Source organism: Nocardia sp. NPDC060220 (assembly GCF_042727815.1).
GTDB lineage: Bacteria > Actinomycetota > Actinomycetes > Mycobacteriales > Mycobacteriaceae > Nocardia.
Genome location: NZ_JBHWZY010000109.1, coordinates 1 through 12,020, shown reverse-complemented (window position 1 = coordinate 12,020; position 12,020 = coordinate 1). Strand labels below are relative to the sequence as shown.

14 protein-coding genes are annotated in these 12,020 nt (G+C 69.0%); 4 read left to right on the top strand and 10 right to left on the bottom strand.

Translation table 11 applies throughout. The annotated features are described in order from the left end of the window. A partial coding sequence (locus tag ACFWF3_RS08405; protein WP_379313045.1) for a hypothetical protein occupies nt 1-305 on the top strand: 305 nt, incomplete at its 5' end. 4 nt (nt 306-309) lie between these two features. On the opposite strand, the gene ACFWF3_RS08400 is transcribed toward ACFWF3_RS08405, so the two are convergent. From ACFWF3_RS08400 to ACFWF3_RS08390, 3 genes are read right to left on the bottom strand one after another with little or no spacing between them, the layout of a single operon-like run. After that, nucleotides 310-1,389 (bottom strand): quinone-dependent dihydroorotate dehydrogenase, encoded by a 1,080-nt coding sequence (locus tag ACFWF3_RS08400; protein ID WP_379313044.1) that lies wholly within the window; start codon nt 1,387-1,389, stop codon nt 310-312. 7 nt (nt 1,390-1,396) lie between these two features. Then, nucleotides 1,397-1,648: a DUF5703 family protein gene (locus ACFWF3_RS08395; RefSeq protein ID WP_378652767.1), complete on the bottom strand. Its 252-nt coding sequence runs from the start codon at nt 1,646-1,648 to the stop codon at nt 1,397-1,399. Beyond that, nucleotides 1,648-2,655 carry a YncE family protein gene (locus tag ACFWF3_RS08390; protein WP_379313043.1) on the bottom strand — a complete coding sequence of 336 codons (1,008 nt, stop codon included), beginning with the start codon at nt 2,653-2,655 and terminating at the stop codon, nt 1,648-1,650. The genes ACFWF3_RS08395 and ACFWF3_RS08390 overlap by 1 nt, the downstream gene beginning before the upstream one ends. A 168-nt stretch (nt 2,656-2,823) precedes the next feature. Here ACFWF3_RS08390 and ACFWF3_RS08385 point away from each other — a divergent pair, with 168 nt between their 5' ends. Genes ACFWF3_RS08385 through ACFWF3_RS08375 form a run of 3 tightly spaced genes read left to right on the top strand, consistent with a single transcriptional unit; the run spans nt 2,824 to nt 5,818 of the window. Further along, nucleotides 2,824-3,180 (top strand): hypothetical protein, encoded by a 357-nt coding sequence (locus ACFWF3_RS08385; protein WP_378629053.1) that lies wholly within the window; start codon nt 2,824-2,826, stop codon nt 3,178-3,180. Then, nucleotides 3,181-3,720 (top strand): hypothetical protein, encoded by a 540-nt coding sequence (locus tag ACFWF3_RS08380; protein ID WP_379313042.1) that lies wholly within the window; start codon nt 3,181-3,183, stop codon nt 3,718-3,720. Nucleotides 3,721-3,739: 19 nt separating this feature from the next. Next, nucleotides 3,740-5,818, top strand: a complete 2,079-nt coding sequence (locus ACFWF3_RS08375; protein ID WP_378991843.1) for an MMPL family transporter — start codon at nt 3,740-3,742, stop codon at nt 5,816-5,818. A 5-nt stretch (nt 5,819-5,823) separates the two neighbouring features. Here the strand turns inward: ACFWF3_RS08375 and ACFWF3_RS08370 are convergent, their stop codons facing one another. The 7 genes from ACFWF3_RS08370 to ACFWF3_RS08340 form a co-directional block, all read right to left on the bottom strand. Next, a complete protein-coding gene (locus tag ACFWF3_RS08370) occupies nt 5,824-6,918 on the bottom strand; it encodes an asparaginase (protein ID WP_379313040.1) in 1,095 nt (364 codons plus the stop codon). An 87-nt stretch (nt 6,919-7,005) separates the two neighbouring features. Continuing rightward, complete coding sequence (locus tag ACFWF3_RS08365) at nt 7,006-7,794, bottom strand: SDR family oxidoreductase (protein ID WP_379313039.1); 789 nt, start codon at nt 7,792-7,794, stop codon at nt 7,006-7,008. Between the two features lie 69 nt (nt 7,795-7,863). Further along, nucleotides 7,864-8,439 (bottom strand): TetR/AcrR family transcriptional regulator, encoded by a 576-nt coding sequence (locus ACFWF3_RS08360; protein ID WP_379313038.1) that lies wholly within the window; start codon nt 8,437-8,439, stop codon nt 7,864-7,866. 81 nt (nt 8,440-8,520) lie between these two features. After that, nucleotides 8,521-8,853 (bottom strand): VOC family protein, encoded by a 333-nt coding sequence (locus ACFWF3_RS08355; protein ID WP_378991837.1) that lies wholly within the window; start codon nt 8,851-8,853, stop codon nt 8,521-8,523. 199 nt (nt 8,854-9,052) lie between these two features. After that, complete coding sequence (locus tag ACFWF3_RS08350) at nt 9,053-9,916, bottom strand: heme ABC transporter ATP-binding protein (RefSeq protein WP_379313037.1); 864 nt, start codon at nt 9,914-9,916, stop codon at nt 9,053-9,055. Continuing rightward, complete coding sequence (locus tag ACFWF3_RS08345) at nt 9,913-11,034, bottom strand: FecCD family ABC transporter permease (protein WP_379313035.1); 1,122 nt, start codon at nt 11,032-11,034, stop codon at nt 9,913-9,915. Before ACFWF3_RS08345 ends, ACFWF3_RS08350 begins: the two co-directional genes overlap by 4 nt. A 31-nt stretch (nt 11,035-11,065) precedes the next feature. Then, nucleotides 11,066-12,020 (bottom strand): hemin ABC transporter substrate-binding protein (locus ACFWF3_RS08340; RefSeq protein WP_379313033.1); only part of this gene is annotated, 955 nt, incomplete at its 5' end.

The window sequence follows — 12,020 nt, the reverse complement described above, 5'->3', positions numbered from 1 at the left end:
GGTTGCCCGAGTACACCCTCACCCGTGAGCAGGCCTGGGCGGGCATGGAGCTCGACGAACTCGTCAGCGACCTCGCCGCTGTGCACGACCGGCTCGCGCACGCCGAGATCAGTGCCCGCGCCGATCTGCTCGGCATCATCTGGCAGCAGGCTCTGATCAAGCTCGCCAAGCGCATCGACGCTCGCCGGGACGGCGACGACGCGCCAGCAGAGGAGTCGTTGCACGATCCACCGGCGCAACTGTCCCGGCTACGCCCGGCCCGATCGATGCACGACGACCGGGCGCCCCAGGCGAACTACGGCTGAGAACTCAGGCCGAGTGGGCGCGGTGCTCGGCGCCGACGGCGTCGGACAGGCGGGCGTAGCCACCCGCGCGCAGGTTGGCGGCGATGCCGCGGTGGACGCGGGTGGTCCAGAAGGGGCCACCGTAGATGAACCCGGTGTAGCCCTGCAGCAGAGTGGCCCCGGCAAGGATGCGGGCCCAGGCCTGCTCGGAGGTTTCGATGCCGCCCACCGAGATCAGGACCACCCGATCGCCGACGCGGGTGTAGAGGCGGCGCAGGACCTCCAGAGCACGTTCCGCCACGGGGGCGCCCGACAGCCCGCCCGCGCCCATAGCTTCGACCTCGGCGGCCGGGGTGGCCAGGCCGTCACGGCGGATGGTGGTGTTGGTGGCGACGATGCCCGCCAGACCCAGCTCGACCGCGAGGTCGGCGACGGCGTCGATGTCGTCGTCGGACAGGTCGGGGGCGATCTTCACCAGGACCGGCACCGACACGCTGTCGAGCACAGCCTGCAGGATCGGGCGCAGCGACTCCACGGCCTGCAGGTCACGCAGGCCGGGGGTGTTGGGGGAGGACACGTTGACGACGACGAAGTCCGCGAGCGGACCGAGTAATCGGGCGCTGGTCGCGTAATCGCCCGCGGCGGCGTCGGGTTCGGTGACCTTGGTCTTGCCGATGTTCGCGCCGATCGGGACGGTGGGGCGCGCGCCGTGGAGGCGAGCGGCCGCGGCGGCGGCACCGTGGTTGTTGAAACCCATCCGGTTGATCAGGGCGTGGTCGGCGGGCAGCCGGAACAGTCGCGGCGCGGGGTTGCCGGGCTGGGCATGCGCGGTGACCGTGCCGATCTCGGCGAATCCGAAACCCAGTGTGCCCCAGGCATTCGCGCCGTCGGCGTTCTTGTCGAAACCGGCGGCCAGACCCAGCGGCGCGGGGAAGTCGACACCGAACGCGGTGGTGGCCAGGATCGGGTCCCCCACCACGGTGAGCTTGCGGGCCAGCCAGCGCGTCGGCGGGAACCAGGTGGCGAAACGCAGCGCGGCGAACACCAGGTGATGCACCCGCTCCGGCGGGATCAGGAACATCAGGCGTAACAGGAGGGCGTACATGGTCGGCTCACAATCCGGGTTCGGGCACAGGCAGGACGGCATTCTTGCGGCGGCGCAACAGCACCCGGCGACTGCCGTCGGTGTAGGCGCGCACCCGGGACAACTCCCAGCCACCGAATTCGGCCTGGATGGCCAGTCGCATCGAGGCGGTGACCCGGTTGACCTCGGGTGGCAGCCGCAGGGGCACGTATTCGTAGTCGTCGTTGCTGGTTTCCCAGCTCGGCGGTAACGCCGAGCGCGCATTGCGAGGTGTGGCCATCACTGCCCTCTCTTTTGCTCTTGCACGCCGATCCGCTGCAGGCCATCGCCCGCGGCCGAGGCGACGAACAGGTCGCCGGTGCGTTCGTCGACGGAGATCGCGTCGGGTTGGCGCAGTGTCGCCAGCCTGGCCACCTCGACACCGATGCCGGTCGACAGGTCGTAGCCGACGACCTCGTTGCTCAGCGTGGCGCTCACCCACACCAGCTCCGACCGCGAGTCGTAAGCGAGCGCGTAAGGCGATGATGATACCGGGAAACGCTGGCGCAGCACGAGCGGACCGGCCGAGTAGACCAGCAGTTCACCGCCCGCGGTGTCGGCCACGATGATGCGGCCGTGCGGGTCGGTGATGGCGTTGGTGGCGCCGTCGCCCGCGCGCAGCATCAGGCCGAGCGCGTCCTCGCCCACCACGACGACGGCGGTTTGCTTGCGGTCGAGCACAGTGATGTTCTCGCCGGTCACCGCGATCGCGTCGGCCGAGACGAGACCGGTGATCGTGCGGGTGACGGTGCCGTCGGCGTTCAGTTCGCGCACGGTGCCGTCGGCGGTGCCGACGACGAGTGTGCCGTCGGTGCGAGTGTGCACGCTGTGCACGTCACCGTCGACAGCGGTCTCGGTGAGCGCGCCCGTGCCCGCGTCCACCCGCAGAACCCGGTTGGGGGCGGCGACGAGGACCTCTCCCGGCTTGCCTTGAGCCAGCGCCGCGCCGGCGGCGGGGAGGGCGACCGCGCGTGAGGTTGCCGGTGCGGCGGGGTCGATCAGCGACAGCGTGGTGCCCGCGGTATCGAGGGCGGCGAGCAGACCGGTCGAGCGTTCGGCGAGCAGTGCTTTGGTCGCGGCCGCGGCGAAGACCCGCCCCGCGGGATCGACCGCGGCGGGCGAGACCGCCGCGGTCGCGGGCGCCCTGGTCGGCACATCGGGACCGCCGTCTTCACCGCTGCACCCGGTCAGTACCACCAAAACCGCCGCGCCGACCAACGCAGAGGCGACCGAGCCACGAGGGCGCATGCACCGAACTCCTTCAATCCGCACGAGGTGACTGCCTTGATCACCATCTGACCATGATGACTCACCAGTAGCTCCGACCGGGTATCTGGCGTCGGAGCTGTCGGTGACGCGCGTTACTGTTGACGTGTCGAGCAATTGATCGCCATGCAACGGCAGGAGATCCCCACGATGACCGACCGGACACCGGCGGGTTTCGGCATCGATGACATCTCTGTGGGACCGTTCGCCCACGGTTTCGGCACCACCGACGACGGCCACCCCTTCGCCTTCCGCACTCACCGCGCCACCCTCACGGTGCAGATCTATCGCGCCGACCTGGGCGACGCGGTGCCCAGATCCGACGACGTGGTGGCCCAAGCCCAGGCGCAGGTGACCGACATCGACCTCGGCGACGAACGCAGCGTCAGCGCCTTCGTGCGCGATCTGCTCCTCGACGCCGACCCTGTCGAGGCGCCCGCAACCAGTGACATCTCCACAGTTCGCGCCATCCTGGGACGGATCAGTGCCGTCATTGATGGTATGTAGATGGTGATGTCTTCCACACTTTCCGCCAGGGCCGCTGCGGCCACCGCCTGCCTCACGGCCCTCGTCGCCCTCGCCGCGTGCGCGGGAACCACCGACGAGGCCTCGGTCGACGCCGCACGGTCTTCGGCCAACGCCTCCCTCGCTTCCTCCGTCGCGACCTCGGCCAGCAAGGCCAATGTGCCCCTGCCGACCGCCCAACAGCTCGACGCGCAGATCAAACGCGCGCTCGACCCCAACCTGCCCGATGTCGAACGCACCGAACTGATCGAAGACGGCGCCGCGTTCTCCGACGCCATCCCCGACATGTACAAGGCGCTGCGCGACAACCCCCACGCGGTGTATGGGGTCGTCGACCCGGTCTTCGACAACCGTGACGGCACACTCACCGCCACCATGCGCCTGGACAAGGACGGTTCGGGCACCAACGTGCGCACCACCATCGTGCATTTCGTGTTGCTCGACGGTAAGTGGAAGATCTCGCGCACCGACCTGTGTGGCATCCTGCGCTCGGCCGACTACCGCACCGCCGCCTGCGGCTGAGATGCGCGAATCTCGATCCATGCGGTGGGGCAGGTTCGTCTACCGCCACCGATTCCTCGTGCTCGGCTTCTTCGTGCTGACCGTGCTGATCTCGGGGTGGTTCGGTCGCGACCTCGCCGACCGCTACACCCAGGAGGGCTGGTTCGACGAGTCGAGTCAGTCGGTGGCGGCGTCCAAACTGGCCGATGACATTTTCGGCCGCGACACCGACGGCGATCTGATCGTCATCTACACCGCCCCACCCGGCACCACTGTCGACGATCCCGCTGTCCGGGGACCGGTGACGGCCGCCCTGGCCGACCTGCGCAAACAGCACGGTGAGCGCATCCACAAGATCGACAGCTACTGGGACAGCCCCTTCTCTGCCAATGCCTCCGACCCGACCAAACAGCACGCCTTCGCCAGCATCGGGCTGGCCGGGGGCGGCGGAACCGCGACGGTCAACAACTACCTCGCGTTGAAGCCCCATCTGCACGCCGATGTCCCCGGCGCCGGGCCCGGCGGGACGACAGTGCAGCTGGCAGGGCTGCAGCCGGTGGTCGAGGGCATCAACATCGGGATGCAGCACGACATCAAGCGCGCCGAGATCATTGCCTTGCCGATCGTGGCGATCCTGCTGTATTTCGTGTTCGGCGGGGTGATCGGCGCACTGCTGCCGGTACTGATCGGTGGGCTCACCATCCTCGGCACCTCCGGGATCTTGCGGGTGCTCACCGCCCATATCGAGGTCAACGTGTTCGCCAGCGCGGTGATGACGTTGGTCGCGCTCGGATTGGCGATCGACTACGGACTGTTCACGGTGACCCGGTTCCGGGAGGAACTCTCGGCCGGGCGATCGGTCGAGGACGCGACCGCGCGGACCGTCGCCACGGCGGGGCGCACGGTGCTGTTCTCCGCGGCGATCATCGCTTTGAGCCTCGGTGCGCTGTTCATCTTCCCGAACGGGGTGCTGCGCTCGGTGCCCTACGGCGGCATCTCCGCGGTGATGCTGGCGGCGCTGCTGTCGGTCACCGCGCTGCCCGCCGCATTGAGTATCGCCGGCCACCGGATCGACTGGCTGGGCTGGAAACGTTTCTCGCGCAGCAAGACCGAAGCCGAGATCGATGCCGGGTTCTTCTCCCGGCTGGCGCAGTGGGCGATGCGACGGCCGTGGGCGGTGGTGATCCCGATCGTGCTCGGACTGCTCGCGCTGAGTATTCCGTTGCGCCACATCGAGTTCGGTGGGATCAGCGAGAAATACCTGGCTGCCGACAACCCCGCGCGGGTAGCCCAGGAAGACTTCGATCACCTGTTTCCCGGTTTTCGCACCGAGCCGCTGAAACTGATCGTGGTCGGTGCCTCACCCCAGCAGTTGAGCGATATCCGGTTCGAGGCCAATCAGGTTCCCGGACTGACCGGGCGGTTCGAACCTGCGGCGGCGACCAAGGACAACGTCAACGTGCTCTCCGCCGGGCTCGGCGACAAACGCGACGCCGACCGCGTGATCGACGCACTGCGTGCGCTGCCCGCCCCACCGGGCGTGCAGGTGATGGTCGCCGGCATCCCCGCGCTCGAACGCGACAGCATCAACGGGTTGATCGACGGGTTGCCACTGCTGTTGGCGATCCTGATCGCGGCGGCGCTGGCATTGATGATCGTGGCGTTCCGGTCGGTGATCCTGGCGGTGAAGGCCGTCGCGATGAGCGCGCTCAGCCTGGTTTCGACCCTGGGTGTGCTGACCTGGATCTTCGTGGAAGGGCACGGGTCCGGGGCATTCCAGTTCACGCCGGGACCGCTGATGTTCGCGGTAGTGGCCTTGATCGTGACGGTGATCTTCGGATTGTCCACCGACTACGAGGTGTTCCTGCTGTCCCGGATCGCCGAGAAACGGGCCGCGGGCGCCGATGCCGCCGAATCCATCCGCTACGGCGTGGCCCACACCGGTGGGGTGATCACTTCGGCGGCCGCGATCCTGATCGTGGTGACCGGCGCGTTCGGCTTCTCGGATCTGGTGCTGATGAAATACATCGCCTACGGGATGATCGTGGCCCTGATCATCGACGCCACGATCATCCGAATGGTGCTCACACCGGCCCTGCTGAAGATCATCTGGAAATAGCCCGCTCAGAACTGCTGATTGCCGTAATCACGGAACCAGGCCACGATCTGGTCGTGGTCGGCGGTTGTGGCCAGTGCCAGCAGAAGCAGCAGGCGTGCCTTCTTGGGTGCGAGGTCGCCGCCGCTGACGACGCCCATCTTCGGGTCGACGGTGATCGCGCCCGAGCCGTAGCCGTTGGTGGCGACCAGGGCGATGCCCTCGGCCGCCATCGCGGCGCTCGCCTGGCTCGGGGACGGCGTGCCCGCGAACACGATGCCCTTGGCACCCGCGCCGACGGCGGCGGTGATGGGCTCGGCGGGGGCGTCGAGGTAGCTGTGGGCGATGTCGACACGGGGGAGGGTGTCGCGAGCGATCGTGGTCAGGTCGAACGGGGTTGTCCAGCGGGCGGGGTCGTCGCAGTGCCGGATGCGGGCGGGGGCGCGTTGCACGCGGATGCCGGCCTGGTCGATGGTGCCGAGGTCGCCGTATTCGTGGGTGGTGAAGGTGTGTACGCGGGTCGAGTCGGTTTTGGTGGCGTCGCGGGCGGGCAGGATCTGCTCGTTGAGGGCGATGACGGTGCCGAAGCAGGTGGTGCGGTTGCTCGCCGCGAGGCGGATCGCGTTGTACAGGTTGATCGGTCCGTCGCTGCCGATCGCGGTCCACGGTCGCATCGCCCCGGTCACGACCACGGGTTTCGTGCTGCGCACGGTGAGGTCGAGGAAGTAACTCACTTCTTCCATGGTGGCCGAACCGGTGCTGACCACGACCGAATCATGGTCTCGGAGGCGACGTTCGACCAGCTGCGCCAAGTCGTAGAGGTCGGCGACGGTGTATTCGCCGGATCCCTTCTGCCCGAAGTCCTCGGTGGTCACGGCCGCGACGTCACCGATTTCGGGGCGCAGCGAGTCGACGAGTTCGGCGATCGGGCGGGTGCCCGGCCGATAGGTTTCGAGGTCGGTGCGCCGGTCGGAGGTGCCTGCGATGGTGCCGCCGAGGCCGATCACCGCGACTCGTTGCGCGGCACCGGCCGGTGCGGAGTCGGCTGAGCTGACACCGATCCCGGCACCGGCGACGGTTCCGGCGAGAGCGATCGTGGCGGCGATTTTCGAGACTGTGGGCATGTCACTCACGCTAGGAACGCCACGTGCCCGACCACATCACTCCCGCGCGGTACCTCGATCTGATACCGAGGTACCGCGCGGGCAAGATCAGATCGTCTTGATGATGCCGCCGTCGATCACCACGTCGGAGCCGAGGATGTTGGCGGACTTGGCCGAGGCGAGGAAGGCGATCAGCGCGGCGACCTCGGCGGCTTCGGAGATCCGGCGCGAGGCGATGTCGAACTGTTCGGGCAGCGACTCGAGTAGTTGCTCGTGGGAGATGCCCTGGGCGGCAGCCAGTTTGGCGCCGATGCGGTGTTCGTCGCGCCAGATCCTGGTGCCGACGGGGCCGGGGGAGACGGTGTTGACCCGCACGCCCTGCGGGCCGAACTCCTCGCTGAGCCGTTTGCCGAGGGAGGTGAGGGCGGCTTTGGCTTCGCTGTAGCCGGTGGGGCCCACCGCGGGCAGGTGCGCGTTGATGGACGAGACGTTGATGATGGTGCCGCGGCGATCGAGCAGGCTCGGCAGCGCCGCGCGGGTGGCCCGGATCGCGCTGAACAGATTGATGTCGAGGAAGTGGTGCCACTGGTCGTCGGTGGTGTCGAGGAACCCGGCCAGCGTGAGCCGATCCGGGTCGCCGCCGCCGACATTGTTGACCAGGATGTCGATGCCGCCGAGTTCCTCCAGCGCGGTGTCGATGACCGTGGTGACGCCCTGCGCGGTCCCCAGATCGGCGGCGACCGTCGCGGCCGCGACCTTGTCGAGCTCTGGAGTGATCGTGCGTGCGGCGCCGACGACACGCACCCCCTCCGCGGCGAGTGTTTCGGCGACGGCCAGACCGATGCCGCGTGAGGCTCCGGTGACGACGGCGGTCTTGCCGGTGAGTTCGAGATCCATGCTCGTACCTTTCTTGAACTACAGGTCAATAATTAGGGCATGTGGAAAGTGCTGGTGGGAACGAGGGTTTCAGAGGGTGGTCAGCGCTACGTCGACGAGGCGGTAGAGCTGGGCGGCATCGTTGGTCTTCGCCATGAGACGCAGACCCGCGCTGGTGGTGAACAACAGGGCCGCAATCGAATTCGGGTCCACCTCACGGTCGACGTCACCGTCGCGGCGGCCCTGATCGATACGGGCGGCCAGGGTGTCGACGATGCGTTGTTCGATGCCGCGCAACACCGCGGTGGCTGCCGCGTCGTGACCGCCGAGTTCTGCCGCGGTGTTGACGGCGAGGCACCCACGCCGGGTCGGCGAGGCCATGTCGAGATCGACCGCGGCGCGCAGGTATGCGCGCAGACACTCGCGGGTGGTTCCGGGTCGGGACATGTAGTCCTCGGCCATGGCCACGCCGAGTCGGCCGTAGCGGTCGAGAACGATGTCGAACAGGGCGCGTTTGCTGCCGAAGGTGTTGTACAGGCTGCCTTTCCCGATGCCGGTGGCATCGGCGAGCTGTGCGGGGGAGGTGTTGGCGTAGCCGTGGGTCCAGAACTGGTCCATCGCACGGTCGAGGACCGTGTCGGTGTCGAAGTTCTGGGGCCTGGCCATGTCTCGACGGTAGACGTTCTATACCTCTAGGTCAACAACTCAGGCGCGGGATCGTGGCCGTGCGTGCCACGATCTCGTGCGCTACTTGCCGATGATGCCGAAAGCGTTGCCGTCGGTGTCTTCCAGGACGCAGATACGGGCGCCGGGGCTGACTTCGCGCGGGGCGGTCCGTTCGGTCGCGCCCGCGGCGATCGCCGCTGCTCTGGCCTTGTCCACATCGTCGACTCCGGCGAAGGCGACCGGACCCGCCGTGACGTCACCGCTGGGGTCGAGGCCGATCTGGACGTCTCCGACTGCCCAGCCGACGTAGTACGGCTCGTCGGTGTGGGGTTCGCCGTAGAGGGTGGTGTAGACGGCTTTCGTCGCGGCCAGATCGGATACGGGGATGACGACGCTGGCGATGGTGGGGCTCATCGGATCTCCTCTTTCGATAGGAGCGAGCCACGTTCGCGAGCGACGAGTGGACCGATCGTCGTGTGCGATGGTGACCGCGGTGGACGAATGACCTCGGCGCCCAGCCTACTCAGCCCCGCTCAGCCCTCCGTCGCTGCTGCGGCCCGCGTGTCGACGCTTCCTCGGCACGGTCGCGTTCGATCAGGACGAACCCGTTGCGTCAGTCGTGACCGCGTTCGGGCAAGACGAGTTGGGCGCCGGTGGTCGGGTGGTCGAAGACGTCGACGGGGTGGTGGTAAACGGCGGTGAGCAGTTCGCGGGTGAGGATCTCGCGCGGGGGGCCGTCGGCGGCGACGCGTCCCGCGTCCAAGACGGTGACCCGGTCGGCGTAGGCGGCGGCGACCCCCAGGTCGTGGACCACGACGACCACAGCGGCGCCCTCGGCGGCGCGGGTGGCGGCCAAGCGCAGGACGGCTTCCTGGTGACCGAGGTCGAGGGCCGCGGTCGGTTCGTCCAGCAGCAGGGTGGCGGTGTCCTGGGCCAGAACGCGAGCCAGGGCCACCCGGGCACGCTCGCCGCCCGACAACGACGGGAACACGCGCGTCGCAAGGTGGGTGACGTCGGTGGCGGCCAGTGCCGCGCTGATGAGGGCGTCGTCGTCGCCGGCGGCGGGCGTGTGCAGCCACGGGGCGCGGCCCATGGCGACGACCTCACGCGCGGTGAACGGGAAGCCCACGGCGTGCGATTGGGGCAGCACCGCGCGACGGCGGGCCATATCGGCGGGGGTCCAGTGCGAGAGCGCGTGGCCTTCGAGTTTGACCGTGCCTGCGCTGGGCTCGAGTTCGCCGGCGAGCGCGGCGAGCAGGCTGGACTTGCCCGCGCCGTTCGGGCCGACGAGCGCGACGATCTCTCCGGCCGCAACCTGGAAGTCGACCTCGTCGAGGACGGTACGGGTGCCCCGCTCGACGGTGAGCCCGGTGGCGCGCAGGGTGACGGTGCCGAGGTCGGGGCGCGTGGGCACGTCGGGGGTTCGTGCGAACAGCGAACGCCAGGAGGCGCGGCGCTCGCGGGTGGTGTCGGTCATCCCCAACCTCCTGCGCGGGCACGGGTGCGGCGCAGCAGCCAGAAGAAGAACGGGCCGCCGATCAGGGAGGTGAGCATGCCCAGTGGCAGGTCCGCGTTGTGGACCAGCGTGCGGGCGACGACGTCGGCGCCGAGCAGCACCACCGCGCCCACGATCGCGCTGAGCGGGACGAGCACCCGGTGGCCGGGGCCGACCATCATGCGCACCAGGTGCGGCACGATCAGGCCGACGAACAAGATGATGCCGCTGAACGCCACGCCCGCGGCGGTGAGCACGGCGACCACCACGATCACCTGCCTGCGCAGCCGCTCCACGTCGATACCGAGGTGGCGGGCCGCGGAATCGCCGAGCGCGAGCAGATCCAGGCGTGGTGCGATGAGGATCGCGGCCAGGATGCCGACCGATGCCAGCGCCGCCACCACCGCCACCGACTGCCAGGTGGCGCCGTTGAGGCTGCCGAGCTGCCAGAACACGATCTGATCCCGCGCGGCGGGGCTGGCGACGAACAGCAGCAGCGCGATCAACCCGCCGGCGAAGGCGTTGATCGCGACACCGGTGAGGATCAGCGTCACCACTTCGGTGCGACCGCCCGACCTCGACAGCACGTAGACCAGCGCGGTGGTGATCAGACCGGCGACGAAGGCGGCCGCTGCCACCGACCAGGCGGCGACGAACGCGCCGCCGACCACGATCACGGTGCCCGCCCCGACCGCCGCACCGGCCGACACCCCGATGACGCCGGGTTCGGCCAGCGGATTGGCGAACACGCCCTGCAGCAACGCACCCGCTGTCGCGAGCGAGGCGCCGACCAGGACGGCCAGGGCCACGCGAGGGAACCGCACCTCCCACAGCGTCACCTCACCGGCCGGATGCGCGGGCAGGGGCCCGATATCGAGGCCGATCCGGTGCGCCACACTGCCGAGCACCTCGGCGGCGGTCGTGGGGACCTGCCCGAGCACCGCCGACACCACGGCCAGCACGAGCAGGGCGAGCAGCGCGACCGCGAACACGACGGTCACGCGCGTGGCCCGGTGCGCGGTGGGCGGCAGCGGATCAGGAGTGGAGTCGGTGATCCGCGGGGCGTTCGCGGATTTAGTCAGGTCGGGCACCTCGCTCATGCGGTGTCCACCCGGCACGGTTGCTGATCGCTCATGCCGATTTGCCGTAGACGGCGTCGGACAGCGCGGAGACGACGCGGCCGGTGTTGGGCCCGAAGCTGAGGATCACCGCGTCGGACATGTCGACCACGCGCCGATTGCGCCCCGCCGGAGTCTGGGCGATGCCGGGCACCTTCTCCAGTCCCTCGACGCCACCCACCGATTTCAGCCCGTCCGACATCACGAGCAACACATCGGGGGCGGCGGCGATCATCGCCTCGCTGGTGATGGACACGAACGGTTCGTTCACCCCGGAGGCGGTGCCCGCGTCCACGCCACCGATCGCGGTGATCAGCGAATCGGCGCCCGAGCCGCGCCCGGCGATCATGGTGATCGCGGCACTGCGCAGATACAGGAACGCGATCTTGGGCTGTGGATCCTGCTTCGGCACGCGGGCGGTCGCGGCGGCGATCTCGTCGTGGGTGCGCGCGCCGAGCTGCTTGCCCGCCTCGGGAACGCCCAGTGCGGTGGCCACGGCCTCGATCTGCGGGACGACGCCGTCCATGCTGCGATCGGGGTCGAAGTAGACGACGGTCACCCCGGCTGCGCGTAGCTGCTCACGCACGGCGGGGGCCGCGCTGGTGGTGTCGGTGAGGAACACCGACGGGCGCAGGTTCAGGACCGCTTCGACGCTGAGGCTGCCGTTGCCACCGGCCACATTGGGCACGGACGCGACGGCGGGGAACGAGGCCGAGGTGCTGCGGCCGACGAGGTTCGCGCCGAGGCCGAGGGCCCAGACGGTTTGGGCGAGGGTGCCGTACCGGTCGACGGCGATGATCCGCGAGGTGTCGGTGATCGTCACGTCGGTGCCGTCATGGGACTTCACCGTCACCGGCAATCGCGGACTCGGCGCGGGTCCGATCGGTACGGGGTCGAGGTCGGCGAGCTGGGCTGTCACCGGCCCACCGGAATTGGCAGTCGATGCAGGATTGCTTGCGGTGCAAGCG